Source organism: Enterocloster aldenensis (assembly GCF_003434055.1).
Lineage (GTDB): Bacteria > Bacillota > Clostridia > Lachnospirales > Lachnospiraceae > Enterocloster > Enterocloster aldenensis.
This window is the reverse complement of record NZ_QVEX01000027.1, coordinates 1-21797: the sequence shown is the minus strand read 5'-3', so window position 1 is coordinate 21797 and position 21797 is coordinate 1. Positions and strand designations below refer to the sequence as shown.

Here is a 21797-nt window from a genome sequence, read left to right as displayed (position 1 = left end):
TATTTTTTGAAAGATGTGACATTTTTTCCCTTATCATTAATTTGAATCAGTCGATATATTCACTAGAACGATAAGTTATGAAAAACATGAAGTTGACGAGGGATTTTATCATGAAAAAAAGGATTTCTACCTTGAAAATCAAACAATTACTGAGCATGTCTTTCGGGATTCTTTTAGTTATCCTGCTTTTGTTGGGCCTGACTTCCATTACTTACATCCATAATATATCCGGCAATACGGAGGTACTCTATGAACGGCCCCACACAAATCTGGTTGGAATGTGGGAGGCAAAGTCCAGGATTTCCCAGACCGGAAACGGGTTGAGGGAGATGATCCTTTACAATATCCCGCCTTCAGCGGATCTTACCGCTAACCTGATGGCTGTGGAGCAGGTAATCAGGGACATCGAAGGAAATAAGGTAGATAAAACCGCTCCTATGAGCGATAATATGAAGAATATCCTGGCTATGGTCGACGCCTGGTCCTCATCCGGGCAGCAGATTCTGGAGATAGTCAATTCCGGGCAGATTCCATCCGGGGAACAGGTGGAGCAGTATACAAAGCTTGAGCAGGATGCCATCAATGGTTTGGATGCCATTATTGCAACGGCTGCAGACAATGCCCTGAAGTTTAAGAATACTGCGATGGAAAGTGCCTCCGCCAGCAGGATGGTGCTGTGTTTTATTTTTGGGGCTGCCTTTATGTTAACAATCCTGATGCTCGGCATCCTGAGAAAACGGATTATTTCCCCTATTTATGTTCTGTTAGAATCTGCGGAGAAAATTGAACAGGGAAATCTGGAGGAGGAAATTCCTTATGTTTCCAGGGATGAGTTTGGGGAACTGGCTGATTCTTTCCGGCAGATGCAGGCGAGTCTGAAGGATGTGATCATGGATGTAAAGACAAATCTGGAACGCATGGGCGGCAATGATTTTTGCGTGGAGATCCATGCGGATTATCGTGGGGAATTTGAGATGATCCGAGAATCGATGGAGGCAATTTCGGATCATTTGAGTATGGCGCTTTTGCGGATTAATGAATCTGCGGACCAGGTGGCCGGAGGTTCGGACCAGGTGGCCGCAGGAGCCCAGATGTTGTCTCAGGGGGCAACGGAACAGGCGTCCTCGGTTGAGGAGCTTGCCGCGACCATTAACGAGTTGACCAGTCATGTGGCACAGAATGCAGACAGTGCTTCAAATGCAACCCGGACAGCGGAAGAAGTGAAAGATTATGCCGTGGAAAGCGGCAAAAGAATGGCGGAAATGCTGGAGGCTATTTCCAATATCAGCGACCGCTCGAAAGAGATTGGAAAAATCATAAAAACCATTGAGGATATCGCGTTTCAGACCAATATCCTGGCTTTAAATGCGGCTGTCGAGGCGGCCAGGGCAGGGGAAGCCGGGAAAGGGTTTGCCGTGGTGGCTGACGAGGTGCGAAACCTGGCAGGCAAATCAGCAGAGGCGTCCAACAATACCGCGGAAATGATTAAGGAATCCCTGAAGGCTGTGGAGAACGGGGCCGTTATCGCAGATGAAACAGCCCAATCCTTAAAAAATGTGGTGGAAGGCGTGCAGGGAATTACACAGGCCATTGAAGATATATCGGCGTCCTCAGGGGAACAGGCAAGTTCTCTTTCCCAAGTTACGATTGGCATTGACCAAATTTCCAGCGTGGTCCAGACAACGTCCGCCACCGCGGAGGAAAGCGCAGCGTCCAGCGAGGAACTATCGGATCAGGCCAGGAAGCTTAAAGAACTTGTGGGACAATTTCGGTTAAAAAAGGCTGCAATTCCAGAATTGAGAAATTTTGATTAAGGTATGCGGTAAGAGAATACCAGCGTCTGCGAGGAGAGGATTCCCGGGCGCTGGTTTGCAGCGTTTTGGAGGATATGTGAGAAGGTCCGAAACATTGGGCGGGGATTGGGCGAAAAAAATGTAAAAAGTCAAAAAAGGGCTTGCCTAAATTGCTAAAATATTGTATAATTCAAAACGTTGTATTAATGGGCTATCGCCAAACGGTAAGGCAACGGACTCTGACTCCGTCAGTTCAAGGTTCGAATCCTTGTAGCCCAGCTAAAGCAAGTCTTTAAATATGAGGAGGGGTTCCTTGTGTTTAAAGACTTTTTTTTACAGAACGGGACATGGGCAAAAGGTCATGGGAAAAGGCATGGGGGACTGCGGGATGACGGTTGGGGAAGCGTTTGGGATTTCAGATATATTAAGGGATGCCAGTCCGTCCAGCAGGGCAGAGATAATGTCCTTTGCCTGTATCAAACGGTATGAGAAGGGACAGCATGTGTTTTATGACAGTGAGGGGCTGTCCTGTTTCTATATTATATTAGAAGGGCTTGCCTCCCTCTATAAGCTGAACACCCTGGGGGAAAAGAAAGTGGTGTTCATATACGGGCCTGGAAAAATGCTCAATGAGATCATGTTCCAGGACCTGCCTGTCTCCATTAATTGTGAAATCCGGGAAAGCGCCCAGGTGCTGGTGCTTTCCAAGGAGCGGTTCTGGCACGTGATGGAGCGGGATCCTGGGTTGACCAGGGCTGCCTTTGACGCCATGGCCCTTCGGGTACGCAGGCTTTACAGACAGATGAAGAATACCACCAATGCCATGAAAGGTGAGAAACGGCTGGCTGCAAAGCTATACAAGCTGGCCAGGGACTACGGTGTCACGACGGATAATGGGGTGCTGATCCAGATGCAGCTCAGCATCACCTATCTGTCGGAGATGCTTGGCTCCCAGCGGGAGACCGTATCCAGACAGGCCAAGAAATTGGGGGATCTGGGCCTTATATATGTGGAAAAGAACCATTTCTGGGTACCTGATTTAGAAAAATTAAGTGATTATTTTAAACAGCCGTGATATAAATCACGGCATTTTTTGTTTTTATCTGTTATAGTTAAATTATTAACAAGGAAAAGGAGTATGTGCTGCATGGGTTACTGTCTGCGGGAAGATGGGCTGCATCAGTTGTTTGAGATGTGGAACCGGGATTATGTGGTTTATGGACCGAAGTGCATGGCCGGGGAAGGAATGTATTCGGATACGGATGTGGTAAGATATGGGCGGCTGAAACGGTTTGAGGAACTGGAATGGGAAACGAAGTCCGCGTATTCATTTAAGGAGGCAATCCTGCCTATTACCCAGATCCTTTTTTATTTTACGGAAGGGGAGGTAAAGGAGGCTGAGCCGGAGAGGAAGAAACCGGCGCTCCTGTTCATGAGAAGCTGCGATATCCACGCCCTTAAAAGGCTGGATGCGGTTTATCTGGAAAATCATTTTGGGGACAGCTATTATGCACGGCTGAGGAAGGGGCTGCGCCTTGTGCTTTTAGGCTGCAGCAAATCCTGTGACAACGGATTCTGTGTGTCCATGGGAACCAACCAGACAGAGGAATATGATGCTGCCATGAATATAAAGAAGGTTGACGGACAGGTCCGGGCAGAAATCACAGGCACCATGGATGGACTGGAGGGGCTGCTGGACGGACTGGGCGCGGATAGGACTGAGGCAGGGCCTGATTTTGTCAGTGAAAACCATGTGAAGGTAAGGATACCGGAGGAATGCGGGCCTGAGCATGTAAAGGCCGGGTTGTGGAAGGATTACGACAGCCGCTGTATTGGCTGCGGCCGGTGTAATTTTGCCTGTCCTACCTGCACCTGCTTTACCATGCAGGATATATTCTACCAGGACAACGAAAGGGCGGGAGAGCGGCGCAGGGTACATGCTTCCTGCATGGTGGATGGCTATACGGATGTGGCGGGAGGAGGCTGTTACCGGGATTCCAAAGGAGAGCGCATGCGCTTTAAGGTCCTGCACAAGATATCTGATTTTAAGAAACAGTTCGGATACCAGATGTGCGTGGGCTGCGGCCGGTGTGACGACATCTGTCCGGAATATATCTCATTTTCAGCCTGCGTGAACCGTTTGGTGGATATGGGAAACGCAGATCCGGAGGGCGGGAATCAGGCGTGCGGGGACCAGGCGCGCAGGAACCAAGGGAATAGGGTCCGGGAGGGCGTATGTGCCGGCGCCGGGAATACCAAAAAGGAGGTGCGCTGATGAAGGGACAGGAGTATGCACCATTTTTGTCAAAGATAGTAAATGTAAAAAAACATACGGAGATTGAGTACACCTTTTCCATGGAGTATTTCGGGAAAGTGAAGCCGGGACAGTTTTTCCAGGTGTCCATTCCAAAGTACGGCGAGGCACCTATCTCGGTCAGCGGGATTGGGCCGGACTACGTGGACCTGACCATTCGGCGGGTGGGCCGGGTGACCGGAGAGGTATTTGAACGATATGAAGGGGATTCCCTGTTCATGCGCGGACCTTACGGAAATGGCTTTGATGTGGATGATTATAAGGACAGCGAACTTGTAATCATTGCCGGAGGCACCGGGGTGTCGCCGGTGCGCGGGGTGGCGGAGTATTTTTCCCATCATCCCGGGGAGCGAAGGGGCATGACGATGATTGCTGGTTTTAAAAGTCCCGGTGATATCCTGTTTCAGGCGGACTTTAAAGAATGGGAAAAGACCATGGACCTGTTCCTTACCGTGGACGGGGCGGAGGATGGCTATGAAGGACGGGTGGGACTCGTGACAAAGTACATACCTGACCTGGACCTTAAGGATGCCTCATCCGCAAAGGCAATTGTGGTGGGACCGCCGGCCATGATGCGTTTCTCTGTCAAAGGGCTTTTGGAGCGCGGCTTCCTGGAGGAGAATATCTGGGTGAGCTATGAGCGGAAGATGTGCTGTGGGATCGGCAAATGCGGACACTGCCGCATCGGGGATAAATACGTCTGCGTGGACGGACCGGTATTCCCCTATACGGTGGGAAAGAATCTGTTGGATTAGGAGGCGTGTAATGGATATCAATACAAAGAAGTTAAAGAAAAATGCCTTCCGCGTCACCAAGGAGCGCGGACTGACCGCATCCCGCGTCAGGGTGCCGGGCGGACACCTGGATGCAAGGTACCTGTCAATGATACAGGAGATTGCCCAGCAGTATGGTAATGGCAGCGTCCACATGACGGTGCGTCAGGGGTTTGAGATCCCAGGCATCCGGTATGAGGACATGGATAAGGTAAATGAGCTTTTACAGCCCATCATACAGGGCATCGGGATTAACCAGGACCAGCCGGGCCGCGGATATCCGGCGTCGGGTACCAGGAATATTTCCGCCTGCGTGGGCAATAAGGTCTGTCCCTATGCCTGCTACGATACCAGCGAATTTGCATTTAAGATTGAAAAGGCGGTATTTCCCAATGACCTTCATGTAAAGGTGGCCCTGACCGGGTGTCCCAATGACTGCGCCAAGGTCAGGATGCATGATTTTGGCATCATGGGAATGACAAAACCGGAATACAGGCAGGACCGCTGTGTCAGCTGCGGCGCCTGTGTGAAAGCCTGTGAGAAAAAATCGGTCGGCGCCCTGAAAACCGTAAACTACCGGGTGCAGAGGAATCATGAAAAGTGCATTGGCTGCGGCGAGTGTGTCATCCAGTGTCCTACCAGGGCATGGGTGCGCAGTGAAAAAAAGTATTACCGCCTGACCCTTCTTGGAAGGACCGGCAAGAAGAATCCGCGCATGGGGGAGGATTTCATCAAGTGGGCGGATGAGGAGGGGATTTTAAAAATCATCACAAACACCTATGAGTATGTGAAGGAATACATTGACCCGGAGGCGCCCGGCGGCAAGGAACATATCGGGTACATCGTGGACCGGACCGGGTTTAAGGAGTTTAAGAAGTGGGCCCTTAAGGACGTGTCCCTGCCGGACCTGGCTGAACTTGAGGAGCGGATTTACTGGAGCGGGATAAAATATTAATGGGGAAGGAGTAAGGAACGCATGAAAAAGGTACAATCAACCTGCAACTACTGTGCCCTGGACTGCAACATGGATTTTTACGTGGAGGATGGGCGGATCGTGAAGGTGCTGCCCACCAAGGGGTATCCGGTCAATGACGGGTTCTGCTGCATCAAGGGGCTTTCCCTGGACAGACAGCAGACCGTGGTAAAGACATCGCCCCTTCCAAAGATACGCCAGGCAGACGGTTCCATGAAGGAGGTCACATGGGATGAGGGTTTTTCTCATGTTGCGGATAAGCTGAAGGAACTGCAGGAGAAATACGGGAAAGAGAGCGTGGCCGGAATCAGCACGGGTCAGCTTACCATGGAGGAATTTGCACTGTTCGGCCATGTGATGAGGAATTATCTGGGGACCAATGTGGACGGCAATACCCGGCTGTGCATGGCAACCGCAGTGGTTGCGCATAAGCAGAGTTATGGATTTGACGCGCCGGGATATACGCTTAAGGACCTGGAGCTTTCCGATACCATCATATTCGTGGGGGCCAATCCGGTGGTGGCCCACCCGGTCCTGTGGAAACGGGTACGCCAGAACCCTGACAAGAAGGTGATTGTCATTGACCCCAGGAAATCAGAAACAGCCATGAACGCGGATTACTGGTATCCGGTTAAATGCAGGGGGGACCTGAGGCTGTTCTACATCCTGGCGGGGGTGCTCATTGATAAGGGATATGTCTGTAAGGAATATATAGAAGCGCACACAGAAGGATATGAGGAATTTAAGGAGTTCGTGAAGGATTACACCCTGGACAATGTGGAGGAGACGACCGGGCTTTCAAAAGAGCAGGTCCTTGAGCTGGCCGGGCTGATCCACAGCGGGAAGCGTGTTTCCTTCTGGTGGACCATGGGCGTGAACCAGGGATACGAGGCAGTGCGCACCGCCCAGTCCATCATCAACATCGCGCTGATGACAGGCAACATAGGCCGTCCGGGAACCGGGGCCAATTCCATCACAGGCCAGTGCAACGCCATGGGCTCCAGGGCCTACAGCAATACGGCTGTGCTTTATGCGGGCGGGGATTTCACCAATCCGGCCAGGCGCGCCAGTGTGGCAAAGGCGCTGGGGGTGGACGAGGGCGTGCTGGCTGAGAAGCCCACAGCCACCTATAACCAGATCATTGAGGGGATCAATGAGGGAAGGATTAAAGGCCTATGGATCCTGTGCACCAATCCAAGGCACAGCTGGACCAACAACGAGACATTTGCCAGCGCGGTGAAGAAGCTGGAGCTCTTTGTGGTCCAGGATATCTATGACACCATTGAAAGCGCTGAGGAATGTACGGTATTCTTCCCCGTGGTTCCGGGAATCAAGAAAGAGGGGACCTACATCAACCTGGAGAGGCGCCTTTCCGCCATGCGCCCCTGCCTTGAGAAAGGGGAAAATGAGATTACGGACTACGAGGCCATCCTGGGCGTTGGAAAGGCCCTGGGTATGGGCAGTCTCCTGAATGGCTGGGAAACCCCCAGGGGATGCTTTGAGCTGATGAAGAAATGTTCAAAAGGCATGCCCTGTGACATTACCGGCATTACCTGGGAAATGTTAGAGGATTCCCACGGAATCCAGTGGCCGTTCAGGGAAGGGGATGTCCTTGACGAGGATGAGCGCAGGCTTTACGGCGACGGCTGTTTCTTTACACCCAGCAGGAAGGCGCAGTTTAAGTTTGAAGCGCCTAAGGAGAACCCGCTGCCTGCGACGCAAGGGTTCCCATATGTGCTCAACACGGGACGCGGCAGCGTGGGTCAGTGGCATACCCAGTCCAGGACCAGCGAGGTGCGGTTTATCGGGGATGTGTCGGCAAAGGAGGCATACCTGTATATGAATCCGGACACGGCCGCCGCCGGGCATATTGAGGAAAACAACTGGGTCCGGGTCCACTCCGCCAACGGGCAGCAGGCCGATCTGAGGGTCAGGATATCGGAGCAGGTAAGGCCCGGGGAGCTTTACGCGCCCATCCATTACATTGAGTGCAACCGGCTTACCCCATCCATTTACGACCCATATTCCAAGGAGCCGTCCTACAAGGCAACACCTGTGTGGTTTGAGAAAATAGAAGGAGGAAATGCATATGCTTCGGATAAAAATTGACAGGAGCCGCTGCATTGGCTGCCTGACCTGTGTCACAGCCTGTGTGGTCAGCCATGAAAGCTGCGATGCCAGGAACCGGGTGGTCATTGACAGCGGGGCAAAATGCGCGCCCATATTCTGCCGTCATTGCCAGCGCCCGGAATGTGCCTACACCTGTATGACCGGGGCCATGCATAAGGATCCGGATACTGGTTTTGTGGAATATGACAAGGAGAAGTGCGCCAGCTGTTATATGTGCATCATGGCCTGTCCCTACGGCGTGTTAAAGAGCGACCGGCTGGAGCATAAGGAAATCATGAAATGCAACATGTGCGTGCACCGGACGGAGGATGGTACCCCTAAGCCCATGTGCGTGGAAATCTGTCCCATGAATGCAATCACACTGGAGGAGGTGGATGAATGAGATATGTGGTATTAGGCGCGTCTGCCGCAGGGATAAACGGCGTGCGGCAGCTGAGAAAGCAGTGTCCGGAAGCTGAAATCATCCTGGTATCTAAGGACAGCTCGATATATTCCAGATGTATCCTGCACCATTATCTGGGCAATATGCGGACAAAGGAGGAACTCTGTTTTGCAGAGGATGATTTTGAGGACAGGTACAAGGCAGACTGGAGAAAAGGCGTCACCTGTACGGGGCTGGATGATAAAGAAAAACAGGTATGCCTTTCAGATGGGACCAGCATTGCCTATGACCGGCTCCTGATTGCTACCGGCTCCCACACGCTCCTGCCGGCCGTTAAGGGACTGTTGGGAACAGAGGGCGTGTACGGCTTCCATAACCTGGACGAAGTGGAAGCCATTAAGAAAGGGGCCGTGAAGGCGGAACACATCGTGGTCATGGGCGGCGGCCTTACGGGGCTGGACGCAGCGGTTGGATTCCTCCGCCTTGGGAAAAAGGTGGGGTTGGTTGAGATGGAAGGGCATCTGCTGGCAAAACAGCTGGATGCAAGAAGTTCAGGAACCTATGAAAAGGCCATGGAACATAAAGGTATCGTCCTGCATCTGGGCGTGGGCATCCGGGAAGTGTGTCAGCAGGAGGGAACCGTCACATCCCTGAAGCTGACCGACGGTTCCGAACTGGCATGTGATATGCTGGTCGTCACCGCAGGCGTGCGCCCCAACATTGATTTCCTGAAAGGGTCCGATGTGGAGTGCGACCGGTTTGGCCTTGTGATTGACCGGTACGGGCAGACCAGTGTTCCTGACATATACGGCGCAGGCGATGTGACCGGACGTTCCCCCATCTGGCCCGCGGCAGTGAAGCAGGGCATGGTGGCTGCGGTGAATATGGCAATGGGCCATGGGGCAAATGGCAGGAGGGCTACCATGGACGACTTTTTTGCCAGCAAGTCCACCATGAATTTCCTGGGCATCCCCACCATGTCATTGGGAATCCCGGAAAGGCCGGATGACAGCTATGATGTGGTCATGGAAGACAAGGACGGCATTTACCGGAAGGTCATCCATAAAAACGGAAAGATATACGGCGCCATCCTTCAGGGAGATCTGTCCTACGGCGGTGTGCTTACCCAGCTGATTGCAGGGAAGATAGATGTATCAAAAGTGAAGAAGCCATTATTTGAGATTGATTACTCAGATTTCTTCCATACAAAGGAGAACTTTGAATTCTATTATGAGGAGGCTTAAGCCTATGAAAGAGAGACTGAAAAACATGCCCATCCCGGTAGTGGCCACCATGCTGGGCGCGGCAACGCTGAGCAATATCTATCAGGGACTTGGATATGACTGGATCCGTCATCTGACCATGTGGGCGGCCACGGCGGTGCTGCTGTGTTATATGGGAAAAATCATCCTTTACCCTTCCGTTGCAAAGGGGGAATATAAGAATACGGTCCCGGCCAGCCTCTATGCGGGAATCACCATGGTAACCATGATCCTGTGCAGCTATTATAAGGACTGGGCTCCGGGGCCTGCCAGGATCATCCTGATTGCGGCTGTCTGTATCCACGCCGTACATATCCTGGTTTTCCTGTTTAATAATGTGTTTGGCGGAGTGAAGCTTGATACCTTTGTCCCAAGCTGGTTCGTTACATTTAACGGAATCATGGTATCCACCGTGGTGGGGGCTGCCATGCTGCCTCCTTTCATGGCTAAGGCCGTGCTGGTCTGGGGCCTGTGCATTTACACCATTACCATCCCCTTCATGGTGTGGAGGCTGGCCACAAGGGAAGTAAAACCGGTGTTCTGCCACACCCAGGCCATTGTGCTGGCTCCCTGCAGCCTTTGCCTGGCAAGCTACCTGAACCTGGCCCAGGAACCAAGCATGGCTCTTGTGGGCATCCTGTTTTTCTGTGTTCTTGCCTCCCTGGCATTCATCATCATCAAGCTGCCCGTATTTTTTGCAGTTCCCTTTGCACCTGGCTTTGCAGGGCTTACCTTCCCCATGGCAATCGGGATCGTGGCCTCCAACAAGGCGGCTGCCTTTTTCACGGGCGCGGGCCAGGAGACCCTTGGTTATGTGGTGAAACAGATTGCCGGTGTACAGATTTATCTGACAACGGCCATCATCGGCATGGTATTGTTCGGTTTCCTGAAAATGCTCTTTGGCACCGGCAAGAAGGCGGGCTGACAATCATCTGGTTTACCCTTGCGTCATGGATGGATTCTTATTCCATATATCCATTCCATATACCCATTTCATAAAAATATGCGTCCGCTTTAGCGGGCGCATATTTTTATGGACACCGTCAGGGAACTGGTATATAATTTCCCTAACAAGTATTTTCCTGGGACAACAGGATGGGTATTCAGGCATTTCCAAGGGGAAAGGGGAGGGTCACATGAAAATTCTGGTTATCAACAGCGGCAGTTCCTCACTGAAATTCCAGGTGATTGATTCGGAAACCGAGCGGGTCCTTGCAAAGGGACTTTGTGAACGGATTGGGATTGACGGCCGCTTTACCTATAAAACAGATACAGGCGTTTCCTTGAAGGAGCGGGTTCCCATGGAGGACCACAAGCAGGCGGTACATACCATCCTTGACACGCTGTCAGACCCGGACAGGGGTGTGATCCGGGCGTTTTCCGAGATTGACGTGGTGGGCCACCGGCTGGTCCACGGAGGGGAGAAGTTCACTGGCTCTGTTGTCATCAGCGAAGAAGTCATCCATGCCATGACAGAGTGCAATGACCTGGCGCCCCTCCATAACCCCGCCAATCTGGTGGGTGTGGAGGCCTGCCGCCAGCTGATGCCGGACACCCTGATGGTGGGGGTGTTTGATACGGCATTTAACCAGACCATGGAACCCAAGGCATTTCTGTACGGCCTTCCCTATAAATACTACGAAAGGCATAAAATACGCCGCTACGGTTTCCATGGGATCAGCCATAAGTATGTTTCACGCAGGGCGGCCCAGTTCATGGGACAGGACCCGGGGCGGGTGAAGACCATTGTCTGCCATCTGGGAAACGGCGCCAGTATCTGTGCGGTCAAATACGGGCAGGTGGTGGATAACTCCATGGGCTTCACGCCTCTGGAAGGGCTGGTGATGGGAACCCGCTGCGGGGATGTGGATGCAGGGGCGCTGGAGTACCTTGCTAAAAAAGAGGACCTGGACATCCGCCAGATTGTGGCCATACTGAACCAGGAATCCGGCGTACTGGGCATATCCAAGAACTTTTCCAGTGACTTTCGGGAGTTAAAGGACGCGGAAATCAAATACCATGAAAAGGCGGCCCTGGCCAGGGAGATATTCGCATACAGGGTGGCCAAGTACGTGGGCAGCTATGCCGCTGCCATGAACGGCGTGGACAACATTGTCTTTACGGCCGGAATCGGTGAAAATGATTCCGATATACGTGAGGAGATATGCAGTTATCTGGAATACCTGGGCATTGCCATTGACGAGGTAAAGAACCGGGAGCAGGCAGAGGCTGTGAAGATATCGGACGGCACCTCCCGGGTCAATGTGCTGGTCATAAAGACCAATGAGGAACTGGAGATTGCCCGGGAGGCTGCCGCGGTGGCGGAAGGGCTTGTATAATCCGCTTTATATGTGATACAATGGCTTGGTACGCTGATTCATGATAGGATTCATGATGAAAGGCAAAACGAAACACAGAACGAGGTAAATATGTATACGATTAACAGCAGGGTCCGTTACAGTGAGACGGACGAACGCGGGCAGCTCTCACTTACCGGGATCATCAACTATATGCAGGACTGCAGCACCTTCCAGTCAGAGGATGCAAGGGTTGGGGTGGAGTACCTGGACACCGGCCACAGGGCGTGGCTTCTGTCCTCCTGGAGGATTTTGGTTGACCGCTATCCAAAGCTTGGGGAACGTCTGGTGGTAGGGACATGGCACTGTTCCTCCAGGGGGATTTACGGATACCGCGACTTTGTGATCCGGGATGAAACGGGCGGCGACTGTGTCAGGGCTGCATCCGTGTGGTTCCTCTATGATACGGAGAAGAACATGCCGATCCGGGTGCGGCCGGAGGACACGGAGCCGTACGGAGACAGGGAGGCGCCCCTTGAACTGGGCCCGGCGCCCAGGAAGATAGCGGTGCCGGAAATTTATGAGACAGGGGAACCGATTGTGGTGGCGCGGCATCATATTGACACCAACCATCATGTGAATAATGCCCAGTATGTGGATATGGCCAGGGAATCTATCCCGGAAGGGCTTAAAATCAGGGAAATACGGGCAGACTATAAGAAAGCGGCTGTGCTGGGTGATGTCATCATTCCCCATGTCAGCCAGGAGCCGGACCATGTGTGGACGGTTGCATTAAACAATACCAAGGATGACGCCTGCGCAGTGATATGGCTGCGGACCGAACCGGAAGAAGAGGCCGGACCAGAGGGGGAGAACGATGATTGAATTAGGAAAAGTACAGGAACTTGAGATATTAAGGGAAAAAGATTTCGGCGTATACGTTGGCGAGAACGCAGGGGATGAGGCATCGGTCCTCCTGCCAAAGAAGCAGGTGCCGGAAGGGGCAAAGGTAGGGGATAGGATACAGGTGTTCATCTACAAGGATTCCTCGGACCGGCTGATTGCCACCACGGCCGCCCCCAAGCTGCAGGTGGGGGAGACAGCCATGCTGGAGGTAAAGGATGTGGCTAAAATCGGCGCTTTTCTGGACATGGGCCTGGAGAAGGACCTGCTGCTGCCGTTCAAGGAACAGACCCATCCGGTGCGCAAGGGGGAGCGCTGCCTTGTTACCCTTTATGTGGACAAGAGCAGGCGCCTGGCAGCCACCATGCGGGTATATTCCCATATGAGCAACCAGTCCCCGTATAAGGCGGATGACTGGGTGAATGGCACGGTTTATGAGATTAATGATACCATTGGGGCATTTGTGGCAGTGGACAATAAATATTATGGGCTGATACCAAAGAAGGAGCTTTTCGGGAAGTTCCGGGAAGGCGATACGGTGCAGGCCAGGGTGACCAGGGTGCGCGACGACGGGAAGCTGGATCTGTGTGCCCGGGAGAAGGCCCATGTGCAGATGGGGACGGATGCAGAGGCCGTGCTCAAGGTGATTGATGATTTTGACGGGGTGCTTCCATTCAATGACAGGGCCAATCCGGATGTGATCATGCGCGAGTTCCACATGAGTAAGAACGCATTTAAGCGTGCGGTTGGCCGCCTTCTGAAGGAAGGCAGGATCCGTATTACGGAGAAGACCATTGAGCGTATATGAATGCGGATAGATGCGGGGGAATGCAGATGGATGCAGATTAATATGCACAACCGCAGATGGAATGATCAGGCAGCCCCATATCAGGCGGCTGCCTTTTTATGTACCAGGGTGTGCCGGGGCAGGGTATAGGGAGACCACGGGAACACACGGACGGCAGGGCGCGGTTCCCAAATCAGGGCGCGGCTTACAAATACACCTTAGGGTGGAGAGGGAGATGTGAATATGAACAGGAGAAGCACGGCAGTGGATTATATCCTTATTGTGGCAGGGACATTCCTTATCGGATTTGCAATAAAAAATATATATGACCCGGTCAGCATGGTAACAGGAGGCGTGTCTGGCCTGGCCATCATTGCAAAGGAGCTGTGGTCCGTGCCTTTGTGGCTGACCAATACCCTTCTCAATATCCCGCTGTTTGCGGCGGGCCTGTTTGTCATGGGATGGAAATTCATCAAGCGCACCTTATTTGCAACCGTGATGCTTTCCGTTTCCCTCTATATCCTGCCCGAAGGCTCATACATGGGAAATGACATCCTGCTGTCAGCCCTGTTCGGAGGCATCATAAGCGGCGTGGGCACCGGGATGGTGTTCCTGACCAGCTGTACCACGGGCGGCACCGATATGCTGGCAGCCCTGATCCAGAAACGGATGAAGCATTATACCCTGGCCCAGATCATGCAGGTGCTGGACGGGCTGATTGTGATAGCCGGCGCGTCCGTGTTTGGAATCCGAAGCGCCTTGTACGCCCTGATAGCCATTTTCTGTGTTGCAAAGGTGACGGACGGACTGATTGAAGGGCTTAAATTCTCAAAGCAGGCATACATCATCTCTGATGTATACGGACAGATTGCGGATGCCATCATGGAGCGCATGGGCCGGGGGGTTACCAGCCTGGAAGCCAGGGGCATGTACTCGGACCAGGAGAAGAAGATGCTTTTCTGTGTGGTTTCCAAGAAAGAAATTGTGCAAATCAGAGAAATTGTGGCCGAGTTTGACCCCAAAGCCTTTGTGATTGTTAGTGATGCAAGAGAAGTTTTTGGCGAAGGATTCATTGAATTTCATTGATTTCCGGGTTTGATTAACATAATTAACAAAAAATTTACGGAAAATATTGGAATGCATTGTGATTTACAGCACATTTTTTTTTTCGTATACAAATTAGCTAAATCCCCAAAATGGATTTTGTGGATTTACAATATGGATTCCTCAATTGCTTTCATGTATGATATTAACAGTTACACGAAAGGCGTTCATGCATGTAAGCAAAGCGAATTTTAGGAGGAAAAGACAGGATGGCTAGTTTATTACTGAAGAATGTAACTAAGAAATATCCAAACGGTTTCGTTGCAGTTAAAGAGTTTAATCTGGAAATTAAAGATAAGGAATTCATTATTTTCGTAGGACCTTCAGGATGTGGTAAGTCCACCACCCTTCGTATGATTGCTGGTCTGGAGGACATTTCTTCCGGCGAACTTTACATCGATGACAAGCTGGTGAACGATGTTGAACCAAAGGACAGGGATATTGCAATGGTATTCCAGAACTATGCCCTTTATCCTCATATGTCCGTATATGATAACATGGCATTCGGCCTGAAACTGAGAAAGACACCAAAGGACGAGATTGACCAGAAAGTACGTAATGCAGCTAGGATCCTTGACCTGGAGCATCTTCTGGACCGTAAGCCGAAAGCGCTTTCCGGCGGTCAGAGACAGCGTGTTGCCATGGGCCGCGCCATTGTCCGCAGTCCCAAGGTATTCCTGATGGACGAGCCGCTGTCCAACCTGGACGCCAAGTTAAGAGGCCAGATGCGTGTTGAGATTTCCAAGCTTCATCAGAGACTGGAGACAACCATCATCTATGTAACACATGACCAGACCGAGGCCATGACACTGGGAACCAGGATTGTAGTCATGAAGGACGGCGTGATCCAGCAGGTGGACAGCCCGCAGAATCTGTATGATAAGCCATGCAATAAGTTCGTTGCAGGATTCATCGGAGCACCTCAGATGAACATGATTGATGCGGCAGTGGGCAAGGATGGCAGTGATGTGACGCTCAGCTTTGGCGGACACACGGTTGCGCTTCCGGAAGGAAAGGCAAAGAAGCTGGAGGAAGCAGGTTATGTGGGCAAGACAGTTACCCTTGGTATCCGTCCGGAAGACCTGCATGATGAGGAATCCTTCCTTTCCATGTCACCCAAGAGCGTTTTTGATGCCACCATCCGCGTATACGAGATGTTAGGTTCCGAGGTCCTGCTGTACTTTGATATTGATGACGCTGATTTTACCGCCAAGGTAAACCCGCGTACCACAGCCAGACCAGGCGATACCATCCAGCTGGCATTGGATTTAGAGAAGATCCATATTTTTGACAAGGACACGGAACTTGTAGTTCTTAACTAACTTTCATATTCCGTAAATGAAAATTAAGGTAAAAAGAAGCAGGAGAGTATACAACTCTCTTGCTTTTTTTGTAATTTTGCATTAAAATATGAAAATAGGGATATTAGTTACTCCGAATACGTTTGAAAAGGAGATTATAGAATGATTTCAAATCAGATACTTCAGACCACACTTGATGGATTAAAAGCAATTACGAGAATTGATTTGGGTATATGTGATACAGAGGGAAAAGTGCTGGCATCCACATTTACAGATGCAGAGGATTCCGAAAGCTCCATATTGGTGTTTGTGGATTCACCGGCAGACAGCCAGGTGATTCAGGGTTACCAGTTTTTTAAGGTGTTCGATGAACACCAGCTGGAATACATCCTCCTTGCCAAGGGTGCAAGCGATGATGTATATATGGTAGGAAAGCTTGCGGCATTCCAGATCCAGAACCTGTTAGTGGCATACAAGGAGCGTTTTGATAAGGACAACTTCATCAAGAACCTGCTTCTGGACAACCTGCTTCTGGTGGATATCTATAACAGGGCCAAGAAGCTGCACATTGACACGGACGTAAAGCGTGTTGTATTCATCATCGAGACCCACAATGAGAAGGATGTCAATGCACTGGAGACCGTAAGGAGCCTGTTTGCATCCAAGACCAAGGACTTTATCACGGCCGTGGATGAGAAGAACATCATACTTGTGAAGGAAGTCCGTCAGGGTGAATCCTACGGCGAGTTGGATAAGACTGCCAACACCATCCTGGATATGCTGAACACCGAGGCCATGACCAAGGTGCGGGTTTCCTACGGAACCACGATTAACGATATTAAGGAAGTATCACGTTCTTACAAGGAGGCCAAGATGGCCCTGGATGTAGGAAAGATTTTCTATGCCAGCAAGAATGTGATTGCATACAACAACCTGGGAATCGGACGCCTGATTTACCAGCTTCCCATTCCGCTGTGCAAGATGTTTATCCGCGAAGTGTTTGACGGCAAGTCACCGGATGACTTTGACGAGGAGACACTTGCCACCATTAACAAGTTCTTTGAGAACAGCCTGAACGTGTCTGAGACTTCCAGACAGCTGTATATCCACCGCAACACCCTGGTATACCGTCTGGATAAGCTTCAGAAGAGCACGGGCCTGGATCTTCGTATCTTTGAGGATGCCATCACGTTTAAGATTGCGCTGATGGTTGCAAAGTATATGAAGTATATGGAGAGCCTTGACTATTAGACCGGAGTAACAGATGATAGAATTAAGCCGCGTATGCAAGACCTATGAAACCGGCAGCAAGGCCGTGAAGGATATTTCCCTTACCATTGATGACGGGGAATTTGTATTCATTGTAGGCAGGAGCGGTTCCGGCAAAAGCACGCTGATGAAACTGCTTTTAAAGGAACTGGAACCCACAAAGGGGCGTATCGTGGTAAACGATATGGACCTGGGAAGGATGCCGAGACGGTATATTCCCAAATATCGGAGAAGACTAGGCGTGGTCTTTCAGGATTTCAGACTCCTGAAAGACCGCACTGTGTTTGAGAATGTGGCATTTGCCCAAAGGGTAATCGGGGTGCCTGGCCGGGTGATTAAAGAGACCGTGCCGGAGATGCTCCGTCTGGTTGGGCTGTCTTCCAAGTACAAGGCGTATCCCAGGCAGCTTTCCGGAGGAGAGCAGCAGAGGGTGGCCATTGCCAGGGCTCTCATCAATAATCCGGAAGTACTTCTGGCGGATGAGCCCACAGGTAATCTGGACAGCTTTAACACCCACGGAATCATGAAGCTTCTGGAGGAAATCAACCAGAGGGGGACAACTGTGATTGTGGTCACACACAGTCAGGAAATGGTGGATGAGATGAATAAGCGTGTCATTACCATGGAACGGGGGTCGATTATCAGTGATGAGAGGGGCAAATAAACAGCAATGAGGATCAGTACATTTTGGTATTGCCTGAAACAGGGCGTCATTAATATATGCAGGAATATTTTGTTTTCGCTGGCTTCCATAGCGACTATTTCTGCATGTATTTTTTTATTCTGTCTTTTTTTTGCCCTGGTGGCCAATGTGCAGAATGTTTCGGAGACAGCACAGACAACGGTTGGCATAACCGTGTTCTTTGACGAGCAGCTGCCGGAGGAACAGATTCTGGCAGCAGGCGATGATATCCGAAGCTGGGGAGAGGTCAGGGAGGTCAATTATGTATCGGCCGAACAGGCATGGGAGAATTTTAAAATACAGTATTTTGAGGGGATGGAGGAACTGGCTGAAGGGTTTGCGGATGATAACCCGCTGTCAGGCTCTGCTTCCTATGAGATTTTCTTAAACAGCCTGGATGACCAGGAGAGAATCGTGGAACGCCTTAACGGTATGGAGGGCGTGCGCAAGGTGCGCTATTCCAGCGCAGCGGTCGCGGGCTTTACCAGTGCGGGCAGGATGATCGGGGCGTTGTCCGTGGTCATTATCGGCGTGCTGCTGGCAGTGGCCGTGTTCCTTATCAGCAACACAATTTCGGTGGCAGCCTCCTTCAGACGGCGTGAAAATGAAATCATGCGGTTCATAGGGGCTACCAATTATATGATACGGGCGCCTTTTGTGGTGGAAGGGGTGCTGTTAGGCGCCTTTGGGGCGGTAATCCCCTTGATTGGGATGTATTTCCTGTATCAGAAAGCGGTTATCTATGTAAATGAACAGTATCAGATGATAACAGGGATTTTCAGGCCCATTGCCCTGGGGGATATTTTCCCTTATATGGCGGGTACGGCAGGTGCGCTGGGGATTGGAATCGGCTTCTTTGTAAGCTTTTTCACGATCCACCGCCATCTGAAGGTATAGGGCGTGTCTGAAACTTTGGGAAAGGAGCGTTCCATGAAGGGAAACAGAGGAATCAGGGCAGCGGTCCTGGCCGGCGGCCTTCTCATGGGAGGGATGTGCGCATTTTCTTCCTATGCCACGAACGTGGAGATTGAGGACGCCAAAAAGCAGGTTTCGGCCCTGGAAGAGGAAAAGAAAAAAGTAGAGAGCACCCTGAACCAGCTGGAAACGCTGAAAGCGGATACGGCTGCCTATGTAAAGAAGCTGGATGGCAGCTTATCGGAACTGTCAGATGAACTGTCACGTCTGGAGGCACAGATTGCGGTTAAGGAGTCAGAGATAGGGACAGCAAAGGCACAGTTAGAGGAAGCAAAGGGTGTGGAAGAACATCAGTACAGCACCATGAAGCTGCGCATTAAGTACATGTATGAAAACGGGGAGAGCAGTTTTGTGGATATGGTCATGGAGTCCGGAAGCATTTCCGAGCTTCTCAACAGGGCTGAATATGTGAGCCAGATTGCTGAATATGACAGGAAGATGTTAAAGGAATATGCGGCTGTAAAGGATGAGGTGGCGGACAGGGAAAAGAATCTTGAGGAAGAACACCAGGGACTCCTGGTGCTGCAGGAGACCACCCAGGCCAAACAGGCGTCCATGCAGAAGCTGATGGATTCCAAAAAGTCAGAGCTGGATTCCTATAATTCCAAGATCGCATCGGCCCAGTCTGAGATTGACCAGTACAATGCGGACATCAAAGCCCAGGAAGACCAGATGAAGAAAATCGAGGCTGAGATGAAGCGCAGGGAAGAGGAAGCCAGGAAAAAGGCAGAGGCGGCCGGCAAAACGTATACCGTATCAAATTTGGGGAATATTAGTTTTAAGTGGCCCTGTCCGTCCAGCAGCCGTATCACCTCCAATTTTGGGGACAGGGAATCGCCCACAGAGGGCGCTTCCAGCAACCACAAGGGAATGGATATCGGCGCTGCAACAGGGGCGGATATCATTGCGGCGGCTGACGGCGAGGTGGTGATTTCTACATACAGCTATTCAGCTGGCAATTATATCATGCTTGACCATGGAGGCGGCGTCAGCACGGTTTATATGCACTGCTCCAAGCTTTTAGTGGGGGTGGGGGAGAAGGTGAAGCAGGGGCAGGTGATTGCAAAGGTGGGGTCCACCGGCTATTCCACCGGCTCCCACCTGCACTTTGGGATCCGTTCAGGAGGGACTTATGTGAATCCCCGCAGTTATGTTAGCCCCTGATACGTCATAAGTATAGATTAGAAGGGACAGATAGGAGACTTAAATTGGATAATCGCGATTTTAATCAACAAAGAAATATGGATGGGAACAGCAATCCGGCAGGTGGCGCCGGCGGCAGATATCCCGGCCCGCAGCCGGATCCTGATAAAGGATGGCCGGGCAATGAAGGACGCCCGGATAATGAGGGACGTCCGAACAACGAGGGACGCCAGGGCAATGGAAGGAACCGGTTTTGGGCAGGGGTACTGGCCGGAGCCTTGGTTACTGCCTTTGTGGGCCTGATTGTGGTGGGGATGTCGGCCGGCATATACATTTTCGGAAAAAAGGTGCTGAACCATCAGCCGGGTACCCAGACAGAGGGTCGGGCGCCTGCGATTTCAAGCGGGGCCAAGAAGCCGGAAGGCGTGGATTTTGGGCGTGTGACGGCCAAGATGGATTTAATCCAGCAGATTATAGGGGAATATTTCCTGTATGAAGAGGATGCGGATAATGTGGAGGATTTCATCTACAGGGGCATGCTGGCAGGTCTGGACGACCCATATTCTGTGTATTATTCGGAGTCGGATTATAAGTCGCTGCAGGACAGCACCAAGGGCACCTATTCAGGTATCGGCGCCATGATCAGCCAGAACCGCACCACCGGCCTTTGTACCATCGTAAAGGTGTTTGAAGGATCGCCTGCCCTGGAAGCAGGCATGCAGCCCGGGGACATCATCTATAAGGTGGGGGAAACCATGGTTGCTTCTGAGAGCCTGGATGTGCTGGTGAATAACTATATCAAGGGCGAGGAAGGCACGCCTGTAAAGATTACGGTTTACCGCGCGGATAAGGATGAGTATGTGGACCTGACCGTGAAACGGCGCAAGATTGAGGTGCCCACCGTGGAGCACAGGATGATGGATGGCAATATTGGATATATTGCTGTCAGCGAGTTTGACATCATCACAGTGGAGCAGTTTGAGGCTGCTGTGGACGAACTTCAGAAAAACGGCATGGAAGGTCTGATCATCGACCTGAGGAGCAATCCGGGCGGTGTCCTGGACGGAGCCGTGAAGATGGCGGATTACCTTCTTCCAGATGATATTTCCAAGTACGACAAGGGAGAGGGCAAGACCCTGATTGTGTACACGGCTGATAAGAATGAGAAGGGCGATGTATATACTGCGTCCGACAAGCATGAGCTTGACCTGCCCATGGTCATCCTGATAAATGGAGACTCTGCAAGCGCTTCCGAGGTATTTACAGGAGCCATGAAAGATTATGACAGGGCAACCGTGGTGGGGACCACCAGCTATGGAAAGGGAATCGTACAGAACCTGATTCCTCTGGGTGACGGCTCTGCAATTAAGATTACCACTGCCCATTATTATACACCAAGCGGATTCGACCTCCATGGAAAGGGGATTGAGCCGGACGTGGCAGTGGAACTGGATGAGAAGCTTAAGACCCAGGCCGTGGTGAAGCCGGAGGAGGATAACCAGATCCAGAAGGCGGTTGAAGTGCTGGAAGGTAAACTGGGGAAGTAGACGGCATTGGTTTGGTTAAGGAAAATGGGATATATGGGAGTGGTCTGCCGGCGGCAGCCACTCCTGTTTTATTGGCTCTTTGTCAATAGTTGGGGTGGGATTTATTAAAATCCCGCTTCAGTTCTATGAAAAGGGCTCTTTTTATGTTTGGTTCCAGGTTTT

At 51.3% G+C, this 21797-nt stretch carries 19 protein-coding genes and 1 tRNA gene; all 20 read left to right on the top strand.

Annotated elements, in window-relative coordinates; all coding sequences use genetic code 11:
- Positions 1-110 precede the first annotated feature (110 nt).
- The 20 genes from DWX59_RS27075 (at position 111) to DWX59_RS26975 (ending at position 21635) form a co-directional block, all read left to right on the top strand.
- Positions 111-1814: a methyl-accepting chemotaxis protein gene (locus DWX59_RS27075; RefSeq protein WP_117563260.1), complete on the top strand. Its 1704-nt coding sequence runs from the start codon at positions 111-113 to the stop codon at positions 1812-1814.
- 186 nt (positions 1815-2000) lie between these two features.
- Positions 2001-2072: transfer RNA gene (locus DWX59_RS27070), tRNA-Gln, on the top strand.
- A gap of 34 nt (positions 2073-2106) precedes the next feature.
- Positions 2107-2868, top strand: coding sequence for a Crp/Fnr family transcriptional regulator (locus tag DWX59_RS27065; protein ID WP_227117241.1), 762 nt, complete (start codon positions 2107-2109; stop codon positions 2866-2868).
- Positions 2869-2940: 72 nt separating this feature from the next.
- Complete coding sequence (gene asrA, locus DWX59_RS27060; protein WP_227117085.1) at positions 2941-4068, top strand: anaerobic sulfite reductase subunit AsrA; 1128 nt, start codon at positions 2941-2943, stop codon at positions 4066-4068.
- Entirely contained in the window at positions 4068-4862 is a 795-nt protein-coding gene (gene asrB / locus DWX59_RS27055; RefSeq protein ID WP_117563259.1) for an anaerobic sulfite reductase subunit AsrB, read from the top strand. The genes asrA and asrB overlap by 1 nt, the downstream gene beginning before the upstream one ends.
- Positions 4863-4872: 10 nt before the next feature.
- Positions 4873-5835 carry a sulfite reductase subunit C gene (asrC, locus tag DWX59_RS27050; protein WP_117563258.1) on the top strand — a complete coding sequence of 321 codons (963 nt, stop codon included), beginning with the start codon at positions 4873-4875 and terminating at the stop codon, positions 5833-5835.
- Positions 5836-5856: 21 nt separating this feature from the next.
- On the top strand, positions 5857-7962 hold the full coding sequence (locus tag DWX59_RS27045) for a molybdopterin oxidoreductase family protein (protein WP_117563257.1): 2106 nt from the start codon (positions 5857-5859) through the stop codon (positions 7960-7962).
- Positions 7943-8365, top strand: a complete 423-nt coding sequence (locus tag DWX59_RS27040) for a 4Fe-4S dicluster domain-containing protein (RefSeq protein ID WP_117563256.1) — start codon at positions 7943-7945, stop codon at positions 8363-8365. Before DWX59_RS27045 ends, DWX59_RS27040 begins: the two co-directional genes overlap by 20 nt.
- Positions 8362-9609: an NAD(P)/FAD-dependent oxidoreductase gene (locus tag DWX59_RS27035; RefSeq protein WP_117563255.1), complete on the top strand. Its 1248-nt coding sequence runs from the start codon at positions 8362-8364 to the stop codon at positions 9607-9609. The genes DWX59_RS27040 and DWX59_RS27035 overlap by 4 nt, the downstream gene beginning before the upstream one ends.
- Positions 9610-9613: 4 nt before the next feature.
- Positions 9614-10552 (top strand): TDT family transporter, encoded by a 939-nt coding sequence (locus tag DWX59_RS27030; protein ID WP_117563254.1) that lies wholly within the window; start codon positions 9614-9616, stop codon positions 10550-10552.
- A 211-nt stretch (positions 10553-10763) separates the two neighbouring features.
- Complete coding sequence (locus DWX59_RS27025) at positions 10764-11966, top strand: acetate/propionate family kinase (protein WP_117563286.1); 1203 nt, start codon at positions 10764-10766, stop codon at positions 11964-11966.
- A gap of 90 nt (positions 11967-12056) precedes the next feature.
- Positions 12057-12809 (top strand): acyl-[acyl-carrier-protein] thioesterase, encoded by a 753-nt coding sequence (locus DWX59_RS27020; RefSeq protein ID WP_117563253.1) that lies wholly within the window; start codon positions 12057-12059, stop codon positions 12807-12809.
- Positions 12802-13635: a CvfB family protein gene (locus tag DWX59_RS27015; RefSeq protein ID WP_117563252.1), complete on the top strand. Its 834-nt coding sequence runs from the start codon at positions 12802-12804 to the stop codon at positions 13633-13635. Before DWX59_RS27020 ends, DWX59_RS27015 begins: the two co-directional genes overlap by 8 nt.
- Positions 13636-13857: 222 nt before the next feature.
- Positions 13858-14700 carry a YitT family protein gene (locus DWX59_RS27005; protein WP_117563250.1) on the top strand — a complete coding sequence of 281 codons (843 nt, stop codon included), beginning with the start codon at positions 13858-13860 and terminating at the stop codon, positions 14698-14700.
- A gap of 227 nt (positions 14701-14927) precedes the next feature.
- On the top strand, positions 14928-16040 hold the full coding sequence (locus DWX59_RS27000; RefSeq protein ID WP_117563249.1) for an ABC transporter ATP-binding protein: 1113 nt from the start codon (positions 14928-14930) through the stop codon (positions 16038-16040).
- A 141-nt stretch (positions 16041-16181) separates the two neighbouring features.
- Complete coding sequence (locus tag DWX59_RS26995; RefSeq protein ID WP_117563248.1) at positions 16182-17270, top strand: PucR family transcriptional regulator; 1089 nt, start codon at positions 16182-16184, stop codon at positions 17268-17270.
- 13 nt (positions 17271-17283) lie between these two features.
- On the top strand, positions 17284-17952 hold the full coding sequence (gene ftsE, locus DWX59_RS26990) for a cell division ATP-binding protein FtsE (RefSeq protein WP_008726081.1): 669 nt from the start codon (positions 17284-17286) through the stop codon (positions 17950-17952).
- A gap of 6 nt (positions 17953-17958) precedes the next feature.
- On the top strand, positions 17959-18867 hold the full coding sequence (locus tag DWX59_RS26985) for a cell division protein FtsX (protein WP_117563247.1): 909 nt from the start codon (positions 17959-17961) through the stop codon (positions 18865-18867).
- Positions 18868-18900: 33 nt separating this feature from the next.
- Positions 18901-20109: a murein hydrolase activator EnvC family protein gene (locus DWX59_RS26980; protein WP_117563246.1), complete on the top strand. Its 1209-nt coding sequence runs from the start codon at positions 18901-18903 to the stop codon at positions 20107-20109.
- Between the two features lie 44 nt (positions 20110-20153).
- Positions 20154-21635 carry a S41 family peptidase gene (locus DWX59_RS26975; protein WP_227117081.1) on the top strand — a complete coding sequence of 494 codons (1482 nt, stop codon included), beginning with the start codon at positions 20154-20156 and terminating at the stop codon, positions 21633-21635.
- The last annotated feature ends 162 nt before the right edge of the window (positions 21636-21797 follow it).

Coding starts and splice junctions, on each gene's coding strand:
- DWX59_RS27075 (WP_117563260.1), top strand. CDS start 111: ATGAAAAAAAGGATTTCTACCTTGAAAATCAAACAATTACTGAGCATG.
- asrA (WP_227117085.1), top strand. CDS start 2,941: ATGGGTTACTGTCTGCGGGAAGATGGGCTGCATCAGTTGTTTGAGATG.
- asrB (WP_117563259.1), top strand. CDS start 4,068: ATGAAGGGACAGGAGTATGCACCATTTTTGTCAAAGATAGTAAATGTA.
- asrC (WP_117563258.1), top strand. CDS start 4,873: ATGGATATCAATACAAAGAAGTTAAAGAAAAATGCCTTCCGCGTCACC.
- DWX59_RS27045 (WP_117563257.1), top strand. CDS start 5,857: ATGAAAAAGGTACAATCAACCTGCAACTACTGTGCCCTGGACTGCAAC.
- DWX59_RS27040 (WP_117563256.1), top strand. CDS start 7,943: ATGCTTCGGATAAAAATTGACAGGAGCCGCTGCATTGGCTGCCTGACC.
- DWX59_RS27035 (WP_117563255.1), top strand. CDS start 8,362: ATGAGATATGTGGTATTAGGCGCGTCTGCCGCAGGGATAAACGGCGTG.
- DWX59_RS27030 (WP_117563254.1), top strand. CDS start 9,614: ATGAAAGAGAGACTGAAAAACATGCCCATCCCGGTAGTGGCCACCATG.
- DWX59_RS27025 (WP_117563286.1), top strand. CDS start 10,764: ATGAAAATTCTGGTTATCAACAGCGGCAGTTCCTCACTGAAATTCCAG.
- DWX59_RS27020 (WP_117563253.1), top strand. CDS start 12,057: ATGTATACGATTAACAGCAGGGTCCGTTACAGTGAGACGGACGAACGC.
- DWX59_RS27015 (WP_117563252.1), top strand. CDS start 12,802: ATGATTGAATTAGGAAAAGTACAGGAACTTGAGATATTAAGGGAAAAA.
- DWX59_RS27005 (WP_117563250.1), top strand. CDS start 13,858: ATGAACAGGAGAAGCACGGCAGTGGATTATATCCTTATTGTGGCAGGG.
- DWX59_RS27000 (WP_117563249.1), top strand. CDS start 14,928: ATGGCTAGTTTATTACTGAAGAATGTAACTAAGAAATATCCAAACGGT.
- DWX59_RS26995 (WP_117563248.1), top strand. CDS start 16,182: ATGATTTCAAATCAGATACTTCAGACCACACTTGATGGATTAAAAGCA.
- ftsE (WP_008726081.1), top strand. CDS start 17,284: ATGATAGAATTAAGCCGCGTATGCAAGACCTATGAAACCGGCAGCAAG.
- DWX59_RS26985 (WP_117563247.1), top strand. CDS start 17,959: ATGAGGATCAGTACATTTTGGTATTGCCTGAAACAGGGCGTCATTAAT.
- DWX59_RS26980 (WP_117563246.1), top strand. CDS start 18,901: ATGAAGGGAAACAGAGGAATCAGGGCAGCGGTCCTGGCCGGCGGCCTT.